At 35.3% G+C, this 22,233-nt stretch carries 11 protein-coding genes and 1 tRNA gene; 9 read left to right on the top strand and 3 right to left on the bottom strand.

Annotated features, from left to right (window positions below; translation table 11 throughout):
• The first annotated feature begins 34 nt into the window (after positions 1 to 34).
• From BLV91_RS00060 to BLV91_RS00050, 3 genes are all read left to right on the top strand, one after another.
• Positions 35 to 466, top strand: a complete 432-nt coding sequence (locus BLV91_RS00060; protein WP_091428312.1) for a hypothetical protein — start codon at positions 35 to 37, stop codon at positions 464 to 466.
• Positions 467 to 470: 4 nt separating this feature from the next.
• On the top strand, positions 471 to 6,524 hold the full coding sequence (locus BLV91_RS00055; protein WP_091428310.1) for an MBG domain-containing protein: 6,054 nt from the start codon (positions 471 to 473) through the stop codon (positions 6,522 to 6,524).
• 76 nt (positions 6,525 to 6,600) lie between these two features.
• Positions 6,601 to 7,434 (top strand): outer membrane beta-barrel protein, encoded by an 834-nt coding sequence (locus BLV91_RS00050; RefSeq protein WP_175513918.1) that lies wholly within the window; start codon positions 6,601 to 6,603, stop codon positions 7,432 to 7,434.
• Positions 7,435 to 7,762: 328 nt separating this feature from the next.
• On the opposite strand, the gene BLV91_RS00045 is transcribed toward BLV91_RS00050, so the two are convergent.
• Both BLV91_RS00045 and BLV91_RS00040 read right to left on the bottom strand, forming a co-directional pair.
• Positions 7,763 to 10,384: a carboxypeptidase-like regulatory domain-containing protein gene (locus BLV91_RS00045; RefSeq protein WP_091428305.1), complete on the bottom strand. Its 2,622-nt coding sequence runs from the start codon at positions 10,382 to 10,384 to the stop codon at positions 7,763 to 7,765.
• Position 10,385: 1 nt separating this feature from the next.
• Positions 10,386 to 11,171 (bottom strand): GLPGLI family protein, encoded by a 786-nt coding sequence (locus BLV91_RS00040; RefSeq protein WP_091429077.1) that lies wholly within the window; start codon positions 11,169 to 11,171, stop codon positions 10,386 to 10,388.
• Between the two features lie 301 nt (positions 11,172 to 11,472).
• On the opposite strand from BLV91_RS00040, the gene dnaE reads away from it, so the two are divergent.
• From dnaE to BLV91_RS00010, 6 genes are all read left to right on the top strand, one after another.
• Positions 11,473 to 16,008: a DNA polymerase III subunit alpha gene (gene dnaE, locus BLV91_RS00035; protein ID WP_091428303.1), complete on the top strand. Its 4,536-nt coding sequence runs from the start codon at positions 11,473 to 11,475 to the stop codon at positions 16,006 to 16,008.
• Between the two features lie 249 nt (positions 16,009 to 16,257).
• Complete coding sequence (locus tag BLV91_RS00030) at positions 16,258 to 17,181, top strand: outer membrane beta-barrel protein (protein ID WP_091428301.1); 924 nt, start codon at positions 16,258 to 16,260, stop codon at positions 17,179 to 17,181.
• 320 nt (positions 17,182 to 17,501) lie between these two features.
• Complete coding sequence (gene trxA / locus BLV91_RS00025) at positions 17,502 to 17,819, top strand: thioredoxin (protein WP_007137141.1); 318 nt, start codon at positions 17,502 to 17,504, stop codon at positions 17,817 to 17,819.
• 106 nt (positions 17,820 to 17,925) lie between these two features.
• A complete protein-coding gene (locus BLV91_RS00020; RefSeq protein ID WP_091428298.1) occupies positions 17,926 to 20,487 on the top strand; it encodes a M1 family metallopeptidase in 2,562 nt (853 codons plus the stop codon).
• Positions 20,487 to 21,413, top strand: a complete 927-nt coding sequence (locus BLV91_RS00015; protein ID WP_091428296.1) for a DUF58 domain-containing protein — start codon at positions 20,487 to 20,489, stop codon at positions 21,411 to 21,413. The genes BLV91_RS00020 and BLV91_RS00015 overlap by 1 nt, the downstream gene beginning before the upstream one ends.
• Before the next feature lie 86 nt (positions 21,414 to 21,499).
• Positions 21,500 to 21,573: transfer RNA gene (locus tag BLV91_RS00010), tRNA-Asp, on the top strand.
• A gap of 255 nt (positions 21,574 to 21,828) precedes the next feature.
• On the opposite strand, the gene BLV91_RS00005 is transcribed toward BLV91_RS00010, so the two are convergent.
• Positions 21,829 to 22,233, bottom strand: a 405-nt coding sequence (locus BLV91_RS00005; protein WP_139262240.1) for a transposase, incomplete at its 5' end; no start/stop codon positions are given.

The raw sequence follows: 22,233 nt of genomic DNA, 5'->3' as shown, positions 1-22,233 counted from the left end.
TTAAATCAATTGAATAATATCTAATTTATTAATTATGTTTAGAAAAAAAATAGGGATGCTACTAGTATGTCTGTGCTTATTTGTGATAAATGTTCACTCGCAGACAACATATGACTTTTCGACAAATGCAACCTTGTCCTATGGTACTGGCGGTTTTGGTGTTTGGAATACACAGGCCAATATTACTATTGATGGGGTTGATTACATTTTAACTTCAGGAGGAAATGGTTCTTTTACAAATAGTGCTTCTGGAGGTGTTTCTAATGGGAAATGTCTTAAAAAAGATGGTTCTGGAGGAGATAGTTTTAGCTTGAAACGTGTCGATGGGCAAGCTTTTCAGTTTTATGGTATTTGGGTATCGCACCAAAGTATGAATTTCTATAGTAATCCAGCTTATGTGAATCCTCCTGTTACACTACCTCCTTGGTATAATTTAAGTGTCTCAGGGAATAGTTTTTACTTATAAAGATATGACGCCTATGAGTCCGGGGACAGAACCATCAAATTATACTTATAGTTCTATTCCAATCTCAAGTGGTGCCGGTGGAGTTAATGTTACGTCGGTTAATATTTCTTTCCCGGCCATAATATACTATGCTATAGATGATATAAAGGTTGGACCGGCAATTAGTACTTGTACGGTTCCTACAATAACATCAAACCCAACAAATAGAAGTGTTTGTTCAGGTAACAATACTACTTTTAGTATTGCTGCAACAGGAGCGACATCTTATCAATGGCAAGTAAATACTGGTAGTGGTTTTGCAAATATTTCAAATGGAGGTGTTTATTCAAATGCAACTACAAGCAGCTTAGCCATTACGGGAGCGACTGCTGGGATGAACGGTTATTTGTACCGTTGCGTTGCTAGTAGTGGTACTTCAACATGTTTTACTAATTCAAACTCGGGGACGCTTAATGTAACTAGTATTACTGCTACTGCTATTGCACAAACTAATGTAAGTTGTAATGGTGGTTCTAACGGATCAGCTACTGTAGCTGCTAGTGGTGGGACAGCTGGTTATACCTACTCATGGTCTCCATCAGGTGGAACTGCAGCAACTGCAACTGGACTTACTTCAGGAGCATATACAGTAACTATTACTGATGCAAACGGATGTACAGCTACAAAAAGCTTTGTAATTACCCAACCAACTGCTTTAGTAGCAACTGCTATTGCACAAACCAATGTAAGTTGTAATGGTGGTTCTAACGGATCAGCATCTGTCGGGGCAAGTGGTGGAACAGCAGGTTATACCTACGCATGGTCACCATCAGGAGGAACTTCAGCAACTGCAACAGGACTTTCTGCGGGGAATTATACAGCAACTATTACGGATGCTATCGGATGTACTGCTACGAAAAGCTTTACAATCACGCAACCAGGTGCAATTGCTTTGACTCCTGCTTCGCAAACTAATATAGCTTGTAATGGTGGAGCAACTGGTGGTGCTGCTGTGAATACTGCAACTGGTGGTGCCGGTGGTTATACTTATAATTGGACACCTGGAAACCCTGCTGGTGATGGAACAACTTCTGTTACTGGTTTAACGGCTGGAACTTGGACGTGTACTGTAACGGATGCTAACAGTTGTACGACTTCTCAAAGCTTTACAATCACGCAACCAAGTGCAATTGCTTTAACTCCTGCTTCGCAAACTAATATAGCTTGTAATGGTGGAGCAACTGGTGCTGCTACTGTGAATACTGCAACTGGTGGTTCTGGTGGTTATACTTATAATTGGACACCTGGAAACCCTATTGGTGATGGAACAACTGCTGTTACTGGTTTAACGGCTGGAACTTGGATGTGTACTGTAACGGATGCTAACGGTTGTACTACTTCTCAAAGCTTTACAATCACACAGTCAACTGCTTTAGTAGCAACTACATCTCAAACGAATGTAAGTTGCAATGGAGGTTCAAATGGATCAGCATCTGTCGGGGCAAGTGGTGGAACAGCAGGTTATACCTACGCATGGTCACCATCAGGAGGAACTTCAGCAACTGCAACAGGACTTTCTGCGGGGAATTATACAGCAACTATTACGGATGCTAACGGATGTACTGCTACGAAAAGCTTTACTCTTACTCAACCAGCTGTTTTGTCGGCTTCAATCGCTTCACAAACAAATATTGCTTGTAGTGGAGGTGCTACGGGATCTTCTACAGTTACTGTAACTGGCGGAACAGCTCCTTATACTTATCTTTGGAGTAACGCAGCAACTACAGCTACAATTACTGGAGTAATTGCTGGAACATACAATGTTACTGCTACCGATGCTAATGGATGTACAAGTGCTACTTCTGTTACAATAACTCAGCCAACAGTTTTATCGGCATCAATCGCTTCACAAACAAATATTGCTTGTAATGGAGGTGCTACGGGATCTTCTACAGTTACTGTAACTGGTGGAACAACTCCTTACACTTATCTTTGGAGTAATGGAGCTACTACTGCTACAATTACTGGAGTGACTGCTGGAACATACAATGTTACTGCTACCGATGCTAATGGATGTACAAGTGTTACTTCTGTTACAATTACTGAGCCAACAGTTTTAGTAGCAACTACAATTGCTCAAACAAATGTAAGTTGTAATGGAGGCTCAAACGGCTCAGCTACTGTAATTGCTAACGGTGGAACAGCAGGTTATACCTACGCATGGTCACCATCAGGAGGAACAGCTGCAACTGCAACAGGGCTTGCTGCAGGAGTGTATGCAGTAACGATTACGGATGCGAACGGATGTACAGCTGTAGCTAATGCAACTATAACGCAGCCTTCAAGTATGCAAATCGCTATGGGTACTCCTGTTGTATATGAAGAAACTTTTGTTAATGGACAAAGTTATTGTGGAGGGACTTCTAATTTTGATAATTGGATTTTATTTCGTTCAAAATTAAACCTAAGTTCTAATTATTCTAGTTTAACTTTTTCAAGTTCTGCTATGCCTGATGGAATTACACTTAATGACCCTATAGCTATTAATCAGATTGCTGCAGCGCTTCAAAACGGGACTTCGGTTATAGTAACATCTGAAGGTCATACTTGGAATGTAGGAATAGGCTGCACTAGTGGTAGTTGCAGTGATGCGAGTGTTGTAGAATTAAGTGTAGATAATGGTGGTTCATGTTCTTGTGGACCAGGTGGATCATTACGTCCCCAAATTGGAAATCAAAACTGGGGAGGTTTAGGAGGAGTGACTTGTAGTGCTCCAACTCAAACTATGAAATTAAAGTTTGGAGGCGAGATAACAAATGTTAGCTGTAAGAACGGCAATGACGGTGCTGTTAAAGCAAATGTAAGCGGAGGTACTGCTCCTTATACATATCAGTGGGCAGGTTCTCCAACAGGAGATGGTACTGATTCTGTTACGGGACTTACAGCAGGAACCTATGGATTAACAGTAACTGATGCTAATGGATGTGTCTCTACCTCTTCGGTAACTATTACAGAGCCTGCATTGCTAGTTGCTACTGCTGTAGTAAATGTAAATGTAACGTGTAATGGTCTTTTTGACGGAGAAGCTACGGCAGCCGCAACAGGTGGTACAGCTCCTTATACTTATCTTTGGAGTAACGCAGCAACTACAGCCAGAATTAGTGGGGTAGCTTCTGGAACATACAATGTAACCGCTACTGATGCTAATGGATGTACTAGTGCTTCTTCTGTTACAATTACTGAACCAACAGCTTTATCGGCTTCAATCGCATCACAAACAAATGTTTCTTGTAATGGTGGTGCTAATGGATCTTCTACAGTTACTGTAACTGGTGGAACAGCACCTTATACTTATCTTTGGAGTAATGGAGCTACTACTGCTTCAATTACTGGAGTAATTGCTGGAACATACAATGTTACTGTTACCGATGCTAATGGATGTACAAGTGCTACTTCTGTTAAAATTACTCAGCCAACAGTTTTATCGGCATCTATCGCTTCACAAACAAATATTTCTTGTAATGGAGTTGCTACGGGATCTTCTACAGTTACTGTAACTGGCGGAACAGCACCTTATACTTATCTTTGGAGTAATGGAGCTACTACTGCTTCAATTACTGGAGTAATTGCTGGAACATACAATGTTACTGCTACTGATGCTAATGGATGTACAAGTGTTACTTCTGTTACAATTACTGAGCCGACAGCTTTATCGGCTTCAATCGCTTCACAAACAAATATTTCATGTAATGGAGATGCTACGGGATCTTCTATAGTTTCTGTAACTGGTGGAACAGCGCCTTATACTTATCTTTGGAGTAATGGAGCTACAACTGCTTCAATTACTGGAGTAATTGCTGGAACATACAATGTTACTGCTACCGATGCAAATGGATGTACAAGTGCTACTTCTGTTACAATTACTGAGCCAACAGCATTGAGCTTTACAGTCACTACTTTATCAGGTTATGATTATAATACTGCCTATTCTCAAACAATTGAGGTAAGTGGAGGTACAGGAATAAAATCGTACGCTGTTACTGCAGGAAATTTGCCTTCAGGATTTACTTTATCGTCAACTGGTGTGATATCAGGAGTTTCAACACAAGTGGCTGATAGTAATTTTACAGTTACGGTTACTGATCTTAATGGTTGTACTGCTACATATACTTATGTGCTAAAAATAAATCAAATACTAATTACCGTAACAGCTACAGCATCTCAAACAAAAGTGTATGGACAGAACGATTCTGTTTTAACATATACTGTGACACCAAATTTATTAAGTGGAGATTCATTTACAGGAGCATTAACTAGAGTTGCTGGAGAGAGTGTAGGTGTCTATGCTATAAACGTAGGGACACTTTCAGCTGGTTCTAAATATTTAATGACTTATGTTAGTAATGATTTTAGAATTACAACAAAACCAATAATGGTAACTCCTAATGCAGCACAAACAAAAGTGTATGGAGCAGCAGATCCTATTCTTGCATATTCAACGACGCCAAGTTTAGTAAGTGGAGATTCATTTATAGGAGCTTTAACAAGAGTTGCAGGTGAGAATGTAGGTACTTATTCTATTGGACAAGGGAATTTAAGTGCTGGTTCAAATTATACTATTAGTTATGTTAGTAAAGACTTTGGAATTACCGCAAAACCAATTACGGTAACTGCTAGCGCTGCACAAGAAAAAGTTTATGGTACTGTTGATCCTGTTTTTGCCTATTCAGCTTCTACAAGTTTAGTAAATGGAGATTCATTTACAGGAACTTTAACCAGAGTTGCTGGTGAGAATGTAGGTGTTTATGCAATTGGACAAGGAAATTTAAGTGCTGGTTCAAATTATACTATTAATTATGTAAGTAAAGACTTTGGAATTACAGCAAAACCAATTACGGTAACTGCTAACGCTTCACAAGAAAAAGTATATGGCACTGTTGACCCTATTTTTGCCTATTCAGCTTCTACAAGTTTAGTAAGTGGAGATTCATTTACAGGAGCTTTGACAAGAGTTGTTGGTGAGAACGTTGGTTCTTATGGAATTGGACAAGGGAATTTAAGTGCTGGTTCAAATTATACTATTAGTTATGTAAGTAATGATTTTAGAATTACCGCAAAACCAATTACGGTAACTGCTACTGCTCTACAAACAAAAGTGTATGGTATGGCTGATCCTGTTTTTGGGTATTCAGTTTCTCCAAGTTTAGTGGGAAGTAATGTATTTACAGGAGCTTTAACAAGAGTTGCTGGAGAGAATGTTGGTTCTTATGGAATTGGGCAAGGAAGTTTGAGTGCTGGTTCAAATTATACAATTAGCTACCTTGGTACTAATTTTAGTATTACTAAAGCTGATCAGGTAATTACATGGAATCAAACTTTAGGATTTGGATGCGATGGACAGACTAATGTTGTTTTAACCGCGACTTCTAATAGTGGTTTAGCTGTAAGTTACGCATCATCTAATAGTAATATCGCGAAAATTTCGAATGGTTCATTAGTATTCAGTGATTATGGTTCTACAACTATTACTGCTTCACAAGCGGGTAACATAAATTATAATCAAGCCGTAGCAGTACTGTTGCCGGTTGTAAACAGTCAGCCTAACTTGATTAAGCAACAATTTGAAAATGTTATTTTCTTTGACAACAGTTCTAGAAGTTTTAGTTCTTATAGTTGGTATAAAAATGGTGCTCAAGTTCCAAGTCAAACGGCTCAGTATTTCAAAGAAAACGGAGCTTTAAATGGGACTTATTATGCTGTTGCTACAAAACTAGACGGGACTGTAATTACTACTTGTTCATTAGATTTGTCGCCAACATTAGAAGAGGAATATATTAAAATTGTCCCGAATCCAGTTAAAGCGAATGCGAGTTATGAACTTGTAACTAATGTGGAATCTTCAAGATTAAAGAATGCTCATGTTGAAGTATTTAGTGTTGGTGGATTGTTATTAGCGAATAAAATTATTAGTGAGAATACAGTGAATTTAGTAGCTCCCACTGTCGAAGGTATTTATATTGTAAAAATGACCTTAGCAAATGGAAAGTATTTCACAAAAAATCTTCTAGTAAAAAATTAAATAATTTAGAGTATGAAATCCTCATTAAATGGTAATGAGGATGGATTATTCTAATGCAAAAAAAACACGTACAAGTATGAAATTTAATATTAAAAACATAATAGGAATTACGGCCTTTTTAATTTCTCAGGGAATGATTGCTCAATTTTATATAGGTGCGCAATCAGGAATAGGGAATATTCAAAGTGATGTGAAAGGAACAACTGCAGGGAATAGACTTGGAGGAGCGGTAAAAGCGGGTTATATTTATCCTTTAACTAATCATATCGGAATTGGAGCGGGCTTAGAATTTTCTCAATATAAACAACAGGTTTCTTTGAGTAGTTCGTCAGTAACCCTATGTAATTTTGAAGTTGATCCTTCCACTTCTGCTTTTGTATATAATGTAACAACAAGTAATTATAAGGAAGAACAAACCTTGCATGCCGTTCAGATTCCTCTTTTTGTACAGTATAGCACAAATATTAATAAAGGCATCGATTTTAATTTTAGAGCAGGGGCTAAATACTTTTTGCCTGTAAATTATAAAATCGAAGCAACAGCAAATTCAGTAAATGGAAGTGCTTATTATCCAGATGTTAATTTGACTATTACTGATTTGCCAGAATATGGTTTTGGAGGTCAAAGTAACTATTCAGCTTCTGGGGAGTATCAAACTAAGGGAATTATAATGAGTATGTTTGAGTTGGGTTTTACATTTGATATGGGTAAAAAGAACGCGCTATATGCAGCAATGTTCCTTGAAAAAGGATACGGTTCGATTCTTGATCAAAATCAAGATGAATCTTATATTGGTTATAATCCAACTTCTGCAGAGAATAGAAAAGCGAATGGATTGTACAGTACTGATAAAGACGCAAAAATTCAACCTGTAGCATTTGGTCTAACATTAGGATGGAATTTTAAATAGATTCATTTATTTTTTTATAAAAGGTCTTGATGAAAAATCAAGGCCTTTTTTGTTGCCTTTTTTCTGACATGTAGGCTTTGTGGTTTTTCACTGTTTCTTAATTGGCGTTAATAGCGCGTAAAAAACGAAGTTATTTGTTCTCCGCTTTACTTCATAAAACTACTTTTTGGCGGAAACTGGGCCACTATTTTTTTGATAAAATAGTACGACATCCAAAAAACACATAGCAAGCTTATTTTCCTTTTTAAAGAGGAATCATTAGAGCAATTACTTATGCAAGAAGATAAAATAATTTTTAGGATTTATTTTTGAATCAAGTCTCAGGAAGTTAAAATCTATATTTTGCAGTTACTAATAAATATCGTGGGACTAAGTTAATTGTTGATGTATAGGAAGTGTAATTATCTAAAGAAACTAAAGTAAATTCCTGTTCATTAGTCAAATTATTCAGCATAAATCGGTAAGAAAACCTGCTTTCCATAGGATTGTAGTTAATCACAGCATTAACAAATGAATAATTATTACTATTCATTTTATAAAAAGTACTATTAACTTCTGCTAGCCAGGTTTTTGATATTTTATAATTACTATTTATAAAAAAATCGGCAGTTTCGTTTTTCGTGGTAATTCCATTGAATTTCGATTGAAAATAATTGTAATTTACACCAAAGTCAAAATTTATAGGAAGTTTAAGGTAGGTAGTGCCAGAAAATTTATACGTGCTATTGTAACTTTTTAGAGCGTTATATTCTGTACTATTTGCTTTTGTTGGGTTTGAACTCCAATTTTGAGAAGTTTCAAGTTTTGTCGCTAATTTTATGGATCTAAAATAATTTACAATATTGAAATTCCCATTGTAACTATCACCTCCTTTACTGAGAATGTAATTTTCAAAATTAAAATTATTTGTAATGGTACTTTCACTGTTTACTATTCTTTTAGATTGTAAATAGAAAAAGCTCGAGCTTATTGAGAATCTTTTTTCATCATTAAATAAAGTGTGAAAAAAGGAGAATGCTTTATTTCTAATCAGTCCGTCATAGCTTGTGCCTTTTCTAAAACTTCTATAATCAATTAATTGAGGGTTAGTTGTTAAATAATTTATTTCCGGTAAATTGTTGTTTTCGGAATAACTAAAAGTGAAATTTCCAAGACTAGTTTTTTTAATGTTCAAAAAAGCTTTTGAATTAAATAGAGAAACGTTGTTTATCATGGAATTAGTGTCAAAATGATTTTGGGTGTAGTTTAAACTTGCTGTAAAATCAATTTTTCTAGAAAAGTTGTATCTGATTGCATTTTCAACAGAAAAAAGGTTCTGTTTTAATTTGGAATGATTTTCATAATCAGTATTTCGGTTGTTTTCTATAATGAAGTTATTGTTCAGGATTTCGTTGCTATTCTCATATTGCAAAGCAATAGTATGTTCGAGTTTTCTATACTGGGAAATTAGTTTGCTTTTTATGCCAAAATATAAAATAGAATTATCAGCAATTTGTGAAGCTGAAGCATCGGAACTAGCATTTAAAAACTGATTTAAAAATGGAGAAGTTATTTTACTTTCTTGATTAATGAGATCATTTCCAAAATAAATATAATTGTTTAATATTTTGGTGTCAGAGATTCTATAAGTATGATTTAGATGGTTGTAAAAAGTTTGATTTTTGCCTATTGATGCTTGCTCAATCTGACTAGTATTGAAAATTAAATCTGCATTAATACGGTTTGGATTGTTTTTATAAATCAATAAATTTGTAATATAGTTATCTTGATTCGCGAAATATTTCAGTTCTAGCTCTCCCGCTGATAATGTTTTTTTACTTTGATATAAATTTGTTTCCGTATTTGAAATTGGATTTGCACCAATATTATAAATTGTCTCAGAAAATGAGTTTTGAGTTTGATTGTCATTAGCAAAATAGCCAACACCGCGTAAAGTGATATTTGGTTTTAATTTTTTTGTAAAACTCAGGGAATTGAACAAAGCTTTATTAAAAACACTTTGTGATTTACTGAAGGAATTGTTTTCGTTACTGCTAATGTTGTAATGATTGTGTGCTGTTTTCTCCAGTCTGTCTTGACCGAAGATGCTGTTTTCTATAACTGCATTACTTACTTGATCAGTTGCTTTGTCTCCTGAATTATTATAATCTGCCAGATAAAACAGTTTAATTTTCTTTTTAAGTAATCCTAAATTAAGGCTTTCTTTCCAGCGGTTTTCTGAAACAATTCCAGCTCCAATCAATATGTTCCCAAACCAAACATTTTGTTTGTCTTTTTTTAACTTCAAATTCAGAGCAGTTTTATCTGAATTGTTCATTTTTTTAAGAATGGGATTGTCTTCAAAACCATCTATAATTTGTACAGCATCTAGTAATTTGGCATCCAGATTTTTTGATAATAATTTGTAGTTTTTATCAAATAAATCCTTTCCTTGTATTAATAACTTGTCAATATATTTTCCATGGGCTTTAATTGAGCCGTCTTTAAGAACCTCAATTCCGGGTAGTTTTTTAAGAATATCCTCAACCGTTTGTTCCGTTTTGTTTCCAAAGGATGCTACTTTTATTGTTGTGGTATCTCGATCTATTTTTATTTTCTGATTGGATGCAATTACTACTTCTTTTAAGTGTTCTAATTTTTCTTCTAAAATAAAAGATTGGGAAATATTTTTTTCTGAGTTTAAATCCAGTTGTACCTCTTTTTTTGAATACCCTAAACAAGAAATTGTAATCGTTATTGCATTATTGATAGGTTTCTCAAAGAGTAAATTGTAATTCCCGTTTTGATCAGTATATGTATAGGATAATGTGCTTGAAGTATTATCTAAAACCATAACAGAAGCACTTTCGATGCTTCTGTTAGTTATGTCTTTGGCTGTTCCTGACAATTTGATTTCTTGTGAAAGAATTGTAATAGGTAAGAGGAGTAAGATATATATGGTTTTTAACATACTACTGAAATTCTAAAAACATATTTGCTGCTATTGGGTCATTAAAAGTAGCATTGGGAAATTGCTTCTGTGCCATTCTATTCTTCTCAATTGTTTTAATTTGTTGTTCTTTTTGAAAATTCAGAAATTCATTGTAATTTTTAATACTTATGCCATGTGGAATAGACATGTATTTCACATTTTCTAAATTTTTAGTAGGATACTCTACGCTTTTAAAATACCAGCTTATAAATTTATTAGTATCGTAAGCTTCTAAAATTAATCCAGGTAAGCCATGTAGTTTCCATGGTCCGAAAGGGACAGAAATTTCCGGACAAAACCAAGCGGTATAATTTCTTCCTCTAAAAAAAGTGGTAGCTTTCTGGCAATTAAATTGTCCTATTTTTTTAGTTACTTTTTCAATTTTCCAATTCATTTCAGGTACTACTTCTTTTATGTATACTTGTGTGCGGTATAATAAGTTAGACCACATCGTTTTCTTTGCAATATTATAAACTACCTGGTCTCCTTGTTTACTGACTTTTATTCCTAAGTGAATACTTCTAGTATTTCCTTCTTCGTTTTCGAATGTTGATTCTTGGTTTAATTTTTCAACTTTTTCTAAACTATCCTTTGCGGTAACATAGTATGATTGCTCTTTGTTAAAAACCATATAAGCATTACTGTCTGGGCCTTTTGCATTTCCGATATCTAAAGCATTTATTTGGCCGTAATATATAATTCCTTTTTGTTGTGCATAGATAAACAGATTAAAAAGGAGTGTAAAAACTAAAAATTTGGATTTCATTTTTTTTTGATGGTTAAATGATGATTGTATTTTAATCATTGTATAGCCTCGTAAATTTTGTAAAAATAACTGCACTATACAATACCCACTTTTAGTGATATTTAAAAGAGATTACTTGTCGGTTTGTTTTGCTATTAATTCTTTTTATTTATAATTAGTAGAAACCAATAGTACTTTTTTTAAGATTAAAATAAGCATTGCTATTTGTTGATAACTTGGCTTCGTTCTTACTTGAAAAAAACCTAATTTTGAAATTCATTTTTTGTAATTTACATAAAATGTAATCACCTCATTTACAGATATGTATTTAATATTCGATACTGAAACCACAGGATTACCAAAGCGTTGGGATGCGCCCATAACCGATACGGCTAACTGGCCGCGCTGTATACAAATTGCCTGGCAGCTGCATGACGATATGGGGAAGCTCATCGAGCATCAGGATTATTTGGTAAAACCAGAAGGCTTTAATATTCCGTATGATGCGGAACGAATTCACGGTATTTCTACTGAATTGGCTGAAGCCGAAGGGGTTTCTTTGGCAGAAGTATTAGAGAAATTTAATATTGCCTTAAGTAAAGCCAAATTTATTGTGGGTCAAAATCTAGGGTTTGACGTCAATATTATGGGCTGTGAGTTTCATAGGTTAGCTGTTGAAAGTCCAATGGCTTCCATGCCTGTTTTGGATACCTGTACAGAAGTGACTGCTAAGTTATTGGAATTGCCTGGAGGTCGTGGAGGTCGATTCAAGTTACCAACACTTACTGAATTACATCAGTATTTATTTAATAAACCATTCTCAGAAGCGCATAATGCCACTGCCGATGTGGAGGCAACCACGCGTTGTTTCCTTGAATTAATACGTAGAGAGAATTATACTGCAGAAAAGCTAGATGTTCCTGCTAGCTATTTTAGGGATTTTCAAAGTAAAAACCCGACTGAGATTAAACTCATTGGCTTAAAGCATATCAATTTAAAGCAAGCTTCTGATAAAATTCGCCAGCAGTTTGGAGAAAAACAGGGTGCAACAATTTCTAAACAAGAACTTACAGAGAATAAAAAAGTCCTTGTTGATACTGATTTTGTGCATTTGCATAATCATACTCAATTTTCGGTTTTACAGTCTACGATTAGTATTCCGGCATTGGTAAAAGCAGCTTCACAACAAAAGATGCCTGCCGTTGCTATGACGGATCACGCCAACTTAATGGGGGCTTTTCACTTTGTTAGAGATGTTTTAAATCATAATAAAGCTGCTGAAGCCAAGAATAAAGCCTCCGTTGAAAATGGCGAGGAGCCTACCGAGGTTCCGATGAAACCAATCGTGGGTTGTGAATTTTTTGTCTGTGAAGACCACAAGGACAAATCCCGTAAGGACAATGGATACCAAATAGTGCTTTTGGCGAAGACCAAAAAAGGATACCATAATCTGGCTAAAATGTCTTCGATTGCGTACACGGAAGGTTTTTATTATGTGCCTAGAATTGACCGAAAGGTTATCCAAAAATACAAGGAAGACATTATTGTCTTATCAGGAAATCTCTATGGTGAGATTCCAAGCAAGGTTTTAAACCTTGGTGAAAACCAAGCCGAAGAAGCTTTAATCTGGTGGAAAGAAGAATTCAAAGAAGATTTTTATATTGAGGTGATGCGTCACAATCAAGAAGATGAAAATAGGGTAAATACCACTTTGATTTCTTTGGCTAGAAAACATGACGTTAAAATTGTTGCTACTAACAATACCTTTTATATAGATAAAGAGAATGCCAATGCGCACGATATTTTACTTTGTGTGCGTGATGGAGAAAAGCAGACAACGCCTATAGGTCGTGGTCGTGGCTATCGTTTTGGTCTACCCAACCAAGAATATTATTTCAAGACAGGGGAGGAAATGAAAAAACTTTTCACTGATTTGCCAGAATCGATTTCGAATCTAAGTGAAATTGTGGATAAAATTGAAATCTACAATCTGGCACGTGAAGTTTTGTTACCTAAATTTGAAATCCCAGAGGAGTTCAATGTTCCTGAAGATGCAGTTGACGGTGGAGTACGTGGGGAAAATGCTTATTTGAGACATCTTACTTATGAAGGTGCAAATAGAAGATATGCTGAAATCACTGATGAGGTGCGTGAACGTCTTGATTTTGAATTATTGACTATTTCTAATTCTGGTTATCCGGGATATTTCTTGATTGTACAAGATTTAATTGCCGAAGCAAGAAGAATGGGTGTTTCGGTAGGTCCAGGACGTGGATCTGCAGCTGGATCAGTTGTAGCCTACTGTTTGAAGATTACGAACATTGATCCGTTGATGTACAATTTGCTTTTTGAGCGTTTCCTGAATCCCGATCGTGTGTCCCTGCCCGATATTGATATCGATTTTGATGATGAAGGACGAAGCAGTGTCATGGATTATGTGATACGCAAATATGGTTCAAAGCAAGTGGCTCAGATTATTACTTATGGTAAAATGGCGACGAAATCCGCTATTCGTGATACAGCTCGTGTACTAGATTTACCTTTGTTTGAGGCTGATAAAATAGCCAAATTGATTCCTGGGATGATGCCGTCTAAGTGGAATTTATCTCGATTCCTGAATGAAGAGGAAGCTGTTATTAAAAAAGTGGTTCGCCCTGAAGAATGGGATAAAATAAAGGAGTTAATAGGTCTTGCGGGTGAGGATGATTTGAGTGGGGAAACCATTCAACAAGCGACAATTTTAGAAGGGAATCTTAGAAATACAGGAATTCATGCCTGTGGGGTGATTATTACTCCAAGTGATATTACTGATTTTGTTCCCGTGGCTACGGCCAAAGATTCTGATTTGTATGTAACCCAATTTGATAACTCCGTTGTAGAAACAGCTGGTTTGTTAAAGATGGACTTCTTGGGTTTGAAAACCCTAACCTTAATAAAAGACACAGTTAAACTTGTAAAATATAGAAGTAATATAGATCTAAATCCGGATGAATTTCCAATTGATGATTTAAAAACATACGAGCTTTTCCAGCGAGGAGAAACGGTAGGGATATTTCAATATGAATCTCCTGGGATGCAAAAATATATGAAGGAATTGAAGCCAACGGTTTTTCCTGATTTAATTGCCATGAATGCTTTGTATCGTCCAGGTCCAATTGCCTATATTCCAAGTTTCGTAAAAAGAAAAAATGGGGAAGAAGAGATTATTTATGATCTTGATGCTTGTGAAGAATTGTTGAAAGATACTTACGGAATTACCGTTTACCAAGAGCAGGTAATGCTTTTGTCCCAAAAACTAGCTGATTTCTCAAAAGGTGATGCCGATGTTTTGCGTAAAGCAATGGGAAAAAAACAAAAAGATGTTCTAGATAAAATGAAGCCTAAATTTATCAATCAGGCTGCAGCCAAAGGGCATGCTGTTGATAAATTAGAAAAGATTTGGAAAGACTGGGAAGCATTTGCAGAGTACGCCTTTAATAAATCGCACTCTACCTGTTATGCTTGGATTGCGTATCAAACAGCCTATTTAAAAGCCAATTACCCTGCCGAATATATGGCAGCGGTGTTATCTAATAATATGAGTGACATCAAGCAAGTATCTTTTTTTATGGAGGAATGCAAGCGAATGGGACTGGAAGTTTTGGGTCCAGACGTTAATGAATCGTTTTATAAATTTACGGTAAATGATAATTATGCGGTTCGTTTTGGAATGGGAGCTGTTAAAGGTGTGGGTGCCGGTGCTGTTGCAACTCTAGTTGAAAAAAGAAAAGATGGAAAATACAAGTCGATTTTTGACTTGACCAAACGAATTGATTTGCGTGCTGCCAATAAAAAAGCATTGGAAAATTTAGCATTGGCTGGTGGCTTTGACTCCTTTTTAGGAACGACTCGCGCGCAATATTTTCATGATGATGGAGACGGAATCACCTTTTACGAAAAAGCGATTCGTTATGGTGCAAAATTCCAAGAGAATGAGAATTCATCACAGGTAAGTTTGTTTGGAGAAAGTAGTGATGTGCAAATCGCAGAACCTATTGTGCCACCTTGTGAGGACTGGAGTACAATGGAAAAGCTAGCCAAAGAAAAAGAAGTGGTTGGGATTTATATCTCGGGACACCCACTGGATGATTATAAGTTTGAGATGAAATATTTTTGTAACGCCAAGCTGGAAGCGCTCAGAAGTATGGAGCTCCACGTGGGGAAAAGTTTGACTTTTGGTGGGATCATAAATGATGTGCAACACAGAGTAGCCAAAAACGGAAAAGGTTGGGCGATATTTACATTAGAGGGATATGATGAAAGTTATGAGTTTAAGATCTTTGGTGAAGAATATTTGAAGTTTCGTCATTTCTTGATTCAGAATAACTTTACTTATATGAAAGTGTTGGTCAAAGAGGGCTGGACAAATCAGGATACTGGGAAGAAAAGTGATCCTAGGATTCAGTTTACGTTAGTTCAGTACTTACAGGATGTGTTGGATACCTTTGCCAAAAAATTAATTGTACTCTTGAATATTACCGATCTACAGGCCGAATTCATTCATAAATTAAGTCATCTTTTTCAAGAAAACAAAGGAGATAATCAGGTGTCATTTGAAATTATGGAATTGGAAAAGATCAAGAAAATAATTGAAACTGCACCGCTTCAGTTAGAAAATGATAGCGATGATTTTGTGGAAGCGAATGATGATGTTGAAGCTTCTGAATCTGAAGAAAAGGAAGCTGCTGAGGTTACTGAAATAGAAGAAATTAAAGTAGTGACCAAGTTGACCATGCCAAGCAGAAGATTAAAGATCAAAATATCCAATGAATTATTAGTGGAGCTAGAAAAAATGCAGATTAATTTTAAATTGAATTAGTTTAGACGCATTTTTGTATAAAAGTAAAGCAGATAAATCGTTATAGTATGACGATTTATCTGCTTTTTTTATGGCTTTTGACATAGTTTGAGAATGTATTTAAATTTTAAAATGTTAATGTTTTTGGCCTAAACGGCTGGTTTCTATATGCGTGCATATAATTGTCTTTTTGTAGCCAAATATCTTTAGAAAATTGGGAAAGGCGTCAATTTAAATTTTTTATTTTTGTTGTAAACAAAAAAGATAATTATGAAAAAGAAGCTGTTTATGATAGGGCTTATGGCTTGTTCAATGACTATGTTAGGACAAATTGATAAAAATGAAAAGAAACAAGAAAGCTGGTATTTCAAACTTGGAGGGTCGTATTTTGGTCAAACTGCAGCGACTGAGTTTCCTACTGTTGGTGGGAATTTGCCTTTAAGTAGAACATATGTTGGAGGGAAATTAGTTTCGGAAGAAAGTGTTACTGGATCTTTTGGTGAAGGTTTTAGAACAGGAGTAACCGCTGGTTATAGATTTAATACACGCGTAGGTGTTGAAATGGGGGTTAATTATTATTCAAGTAGTGACAAAACTATGGCCCAAACTACTACTGATCAAATTTTTGTTTCTAATGGTAAGCCAGTTTATAACTTTAAATCAGTTGGGAAAATAACAGCATTTGATGTGGCGCCAGCTTTGGTTTTATTTTTAGGCGAGCATAATGGTTTTGAACCATATTCAAAAGTAGGAGTTATTGTTCCTGTTCATGGAGATTTAGAGATTACAACTGATGCAATTGCTCCTACGGGAGTTGCAAGTCCTGCCACAGTAGCTGTTCGTAGTGTGGATCAAGTTAAGCCAAACCCTACATTAGGTTTTATGGCAACTTTAGGTACTTCATATAAATTAGGGAAAAATATTTCAGCATTTGCTGAATTAGAGTATCGTAATTTTACTGTACACGGTAAAACAAAAGAGACTACTGAGTTTACTCAAAATGGTCAAGATGCTTTGTCAACAAGGTCGAATGCTCAAATCAATACAAACTATGTAGATCGTTTAGATGTAAATTCTAACAATTCTATGACTAATCCAAATGGAGTTGATTCAACAAAACCAATGGATGAATTAAGTTCTTATGTTGGAATTAGTGGTTTAGGTTTGACTTTAGGGTTAAAATACAGTCTGTAATTCAAATACAATATATTCAAAGGAGACCTGCTGAAAAGCGGGTCTTTTTTTTGGAATAATTTTCTTGGGATTGCCAACTATCATAGCCCTGATGAAAGCGGCATCCTTTGATTGCCTCCTTTAGGCAATTAAAGATACAGCGAACAGCAGGAAATGGCTCCTAATAAATATAAAATACAAGCAAAATCAGATAAATAGCAATTGTCAATGCTTTCATAACCAAAACTAATTTGAGAATGGTGCTTCATCGGTTTTAAATTTATAAATTTGTATTCTAGTTTTAAATAAGATTAAAACTTTAAACTTTAAACAAACATATTATGGCATTAGCAATAACAGACGCTACTTTTGAAGAAGTAGTTTTGAAATCAACAAAACCAGTAATGGTAGATTTTTGGGCAGCATGGTGCGGACCTTGTAGAATGGTAGGTCCAATCATTGACGAATTGAGTACTGAATACGACGGAAAAGTGGTAATTGGGAAAGTGGATGTAGATGCAAACCAAGAATTTGCTGCGAAATACGGAGTGAGAAACATCCCTACAGTTTTGGTGTTTCATAACGGTGAAGTAGTAGGGAAGCAAGTAGGAGTAGCTCCTAAGCAAACTTACGCAGACAGTTTAGACGCGTTGTTGTAATCAGTAGATTGCAATTTATATAAAATCTGAAGAAATTCAGGTTGAAAAGGTTTGACGTAAGTCAAACCTTTTTTTTATTTTTATCCAAAATAAAACCAATTGTTGGATGAAAAAAAGTGTCTTATTGTTGTGTGTTTTTTCTTTAGTGTTGTCTTGTCAATCTGTTAAGAAACCAGTTTTGCTAGAAACTGGAATTTCTAAGGAGTTAGCTATTTTCCGTAAAAGTCAAATATCAGATGTTTTTTATACGCTTTCATTTGATATACCTAAAAAGAAAGAAGAGCCAATTGTGTCTACTCTTAAAGTAGATCTTAAAATCAATAATAACAAAGAACCTTTGTATTTGGATTTTAATGAAAAGAAAGAAAATCTAAAAAAGGTTGTTGTTAACGGCAAGGAGATTATTGTTTTACATGAAAAGCAACATTTGATTATTCCTAAAGAAAACCTTTTACTAGGTGCGAATAAAATTGAAGTAAATTTTATTGCCGGAAACTTATCACTTAATAGGAATGATGATTTTTTATACACTTTATTAGTTCCAGACAGAGCGAGTACTTTGTTTCCTTGTTTTGATCAGCCTGACATTAAAGCGAATTACACACTAGAGATTAAAGCACCAAAAGATTGGGCTGTTTTAACGTCAAGTGCCGTAAGTAAAGAAACTCAAGAGGGTGACTTTATAAGATATCAATTTGAGCAATCAGATAAGATGAGTACTTATTTGTTTTCTTTTGTAGCGGGTGAATTTAAAAGTAGTTCACAAGCAGCAGGTTTTCCTATGAAAATGTTGTTTAGAGAAAATAATGACGAAAAAGTCAAAGCAAGTACTGCTACTATTTTTGATTTACACCGTCAAGCAATTTCATATTTAGAGCAATACACTAATTTTCCGTTTCCATTCAAGAAAATGGATTTTGCTGCGATTCCTGTTTTTCAATATGGAGGAATGGAACATGTTGGGGCGATACAATATAAAGAAAGCTCGTTATTTTTAGACAATAGTGCTACAGATAGTGAGAAATTAACTAGAGGAAAATTAATAGCTCATGAGACTTCTCATATGTGGTTTGGCGATTTAGTAACTATGAAATGGTTTGATGATGTATGGATGAAAGAGGTGTTTGCTAATTTCATGGCGGATAAAATAATGAATCCAGCGTTTCCAAATACCAATCATAATTTGCAATTTCTTACAGCTCATTACCCAGCTGCTTATAGTGAAGATCGCACTAAAGGAACGCATCCAATTCGTCAAGAGTTAGCCAATCTTAAAAACGCAGGCTCTCTTTATGGAGGTATTATTTATTATAAAGCGCCTATTATGATGCGACAGTTAGAGACTACAATGGGTAAAGAAGCATTTCAAAAAGGCATTCAAAAGTATATTCGTAAATATGCTAATGATAATGCAACTTGGGAAAACCTTGTTGAAATTCTGGATGCAGAGACGTCTATGGATCTTAAAAAATGGAGTGCTGTATGGGTGAATCAATCCGGTAGAGCGCTATTTAAAGATAAAATCATTTATGATGAGAATGGGAAAATAAAGAAATTTGAAATTCAACAACAGGCAGAAGACGGATCGTCTAATGTCTGGCCACAGCTATTTGAAGTTGGATTTGTTTATCCAGATACAACTAAAGTATTTAATGTAGCAGTAGTAGGGCAAACAACAGACTTGAAAGAAGTGGTAGGTTTAGGAAAACCACTTGCGGTGATTTATAATTATAATGGTTACGGCTATGGTGTATTTCCTATTGATCGCAGTTTATTAGATTCGATAGCATTAGTTAAAGATGATGTTGCGCGTGCTTATAGTTATATCAATCTTTATGAGAATACGCTAACAGGGACTATTGCTCCGCAATTGGCTTTTGATGTTTGTTTAAAAGGGATTAATGTCGAAAAAAATGAATTAATCGCTAAGTTGTTGACAGAGCAATTGAATTCATTATTTTGGAATTTTCTTACTAAGAAGCAACAATTACTTAGTCAAAGTCGCTTAGAGGCTGTAGTTTACAATAGAATGCAAGAGGATTTACCTTCGAATATCAAAAAAACTTTATTTGTCTTGTTTCAAAACATGGCTTATTCAGAAATAGCTAGTGAAAAACTTTTTAAAGTGTGGAATAAAGAAGTTGTGATTGCTAGTTTAAAACTTAATGAGGAGGATTTCACGAGTATGGCGATGAGTTTAGTGCTTTTTAATCAACATAATTCAGATGAAATACTTGTAAAGGCAAGGGTGTCAATTAGTAATCCTGATAAACTAAAAAGATTTGATTTTTTACTACCTTCATTGTCTAATGATGAGATGGTAAGAGATGGTTTTATGGAATCGTTGAAAGAAGATGAAAATAGAGAGAAAGAGTCTTGGGTTCAGTCTGCTTTAGCAAATATTAATCATCCGCTGCGTCAAGAAAGTGCAAAGAAGTATTTAAAACAATGTTTAGAGTTGACAGAAGAGATTCAGCTCACAGGAGACATCTTTTTTCCGAAAGGCTGGCTTAGTAATAGTATTGAAAAGTACTCTTCTGCTGAAGCATTAGATATAGTCAATAAATTTTTAAAGGAGAATCCGGAATTTAGTCCTATCTTGAAGAGGAAGCTACTGCAGGCTACAGATGATTTATCAAGAGCTCAATTAATAAAGAAGGATAATTAATGAAGATTGAATCGCAAATAGAGAAAATTTCCAGGTTTCAGCATCTTGAGTTGCTGGCTAATCAGGTGGTGGAAGGATTTATCTCAGGGATGCACAAAAGTCCTTTTCATGGATTCTCGGCTGAATTTGCCGAGCATAAGGTATATAATGTTGGGGAAAGTACTAAGCATATTGACTGGAAGCTATTTGCTAAGACGGATCGATTGTACACTAAACGCTTCGAGGAAGAGACTAATCTACGTTGTCATATCATTATTGATAACTCGTCATCGATGCATTATCCTAAATTAAAGGGTGATCAGCTCTTTTATGAGAATAAAATTGGCTTTTCCGTTTTGGCTTCAGCAGTTTTGATGAACTTGTTAAAAAAACAAAGGGATGCAGTGGGTTTGAGTGTGTTTTCGGACAGTTATGAGTTTTATGCTCCCGAAAAAGGTAGTGATCGCCATCATAGAATGGTGTTGAATGCACTTGAAGGATTATTGCAAGGGTCAGTTACCAAGAAAAGTACGGATACCGTTACCTTTTTGCACCAAATAGCAGAAAAGATACATCGCCGCTCGATGATTATCCTTTTTACGGATATGTTTCAGTCAGGAGAAGAAGAGGCGCTTCTGAATGCGCTGCAACACTTGAAGCATAATAAGCATAAGGTGGTTTTGTTTCATGTGGTTGATACTAAAACGGAGTTGAATTTTGATTTCGATAACACGCCAAGAAAATTCATTGACGTGGAAACGGGTGAGGAAGTTTCTGTTTTTGCTGATAATGTAAAGCAGGAATATGAAAAGAACGCCCAATTATATTTCAAAAAGTTGGCATTAAGCTGTGTTCAAAATAGAATTAAGTATGTTCCGGTTGATGTGGGTGAAAATTTTGAAAAAATATTGTTGACATATTTAGCTGAGAAACAAAACTTTGTATAATAGTTGTAAAAAAAAGTAATTATTTTAAGTAAAAACGTTTGTGTAACTCGAAATCTATTGTATCTTTGCAACCGCAATAATGAGTGGGTCTGGTAGTTCAGTTGGTTAGAATACCTGCCTGTCACGCAGGGGGTCGCGGGTTCGAGTCCCGTCCAGACCGCAATATTGGGGAGAGCCTTTCTTAACGGAAAGGCTTTTTTGCCCCCATAAAGTATCTAAAGTTAGTTGTGTTGTTTGGTCGAGTTGGTAGCAATGAGACCGGGTTTAGTAGTTAGACCAATGAAAAGCTTTCCATTTTTTCTGAATTTATTCAGGATTTGGATGGCTTTTTTGATTTTAGGCTATCGCCAATCTTTTGTGATGTCTGAGTTGAAGTTAAAATGGATCATGTCCAAAACCTGTGGAGCGATAAAAATCACGCATAAATATTAGTTAGTCTAAAAAGAAAGAATTCCACATTTCTAACGCCTCTAAACTGAGATCTAAATGCTTTTATTTTAGCATTGAAAGATTCAGCTGAAGCGTTTGTGCTCCTATTGTCAAAATAGTTTAATATGGTTTGATAATGATTCATTATCGATCTTGAGATTGTATTGAAAGACTTAAATCCTGATTGATTTACTTTTTCATGCCATCTAGCCAATCTTCCAAGTGCTATAATTTTATCGGTTGTTTTTTCAAAGATGTTTCTCAAATCCTGCGCTAAATCATAGGCTTTTTGAATGTCAGGATACAATTCAAATAATACTACGGCTCGTTCTGTTTGGTTTTTAGACCACTTTGATTTGTTTTTGTATAGGAAATAGCGACTTCTGGCGAG

This window comes from Flavobacterium degerlachei, from assembly GCF_900106645.1.
GTDB classification, from domain to species: Bacteria; Bacteroidota; Bacteroidia; order Flavobacteriales; family Flavobacteriaceae; genus Flavobacterium; species Flavobacterium degerlachei.
Note: the sequence above shows the minus strand (reverse complement) of the source record. Positions and strands in the feature narration are given on the sequence as shown.

What these genes read in the sequence shown, in the direction of transcription:
- BLV91_RS00060 (WP_091428312.1), top strand. Translation starts at nt 35, where the DNA reads ATGTTTAGAAAAAAAATAGGGATGCTACTAGTATGTCTGTGCTTATTT.
- BLV91_RS00055 (WP_091428310.1), top strand. Translation starts at nt 471, where the DNA reads ATGACGCCTATGAGTCCGGGGACAGAACCATCAAATTATACTTATAGT.
- BLV91_RS00050 (WP_175513918.1), top strand. Translation starts at nt 6,601, where the DNA reads ATGAAATTTAATATTAAAAACATAATAGGAATTACGGCCTTTTTAATT.
- BLV91_RS00045 (WP_091428305.1), bottom strand. Translation starts at nt 10,384, where the DNA reads ATGTTAAAAACCATATATATCTTACTCCTCTTACCTATTACAATTCTT.
- BLV91_RS00040 (WP_091429077.1), bottom strand. Translation starts at nt 11,171, where the DNA reads ATGAAATCCAAATTTTTAGTTTTTACACTCCTTTTTAATCTGTTTATC.
- dnaE (WP_091428303.1), top strand. Translation starts at nt 11,473, where the DNA reads ATGTATTTAATATTCGATACTGAAACCACAGGATTACCAAAGCGTTGG.
- BLV91_RS00030 (WP_091428301.1), top strand. Translation starts at nt 16,258, where the DNA reads ATGAAAAAGAAGCTGTTTATGATAGGGCTTATGGCTTGTTCAATGACT.
- trxA (WP_007137141.1), top strand. Translation starts at nt 17,502, where the DNA reads ATGGCATTAGCAATAACAGACGCTACTTTTGAAGAAGTAGTTTTGAAA.
- BLV91_RS00020 (WP_091428298.1), top strand. Translation starts at nt 17,926, where the DNA reads ATGAAAAAAAGTGTCTTATTGTTGTGTGTTTTTTCTTTAGTGTTGTCT.
- BLV91_RS00015 (WP_091428296.1), top strand. Translation starts at nt 20,487, where the DNA reads ATGAAGATTGAATCGCAAATAGAGAAAATTTCCAGGTTTCAGCATCTT.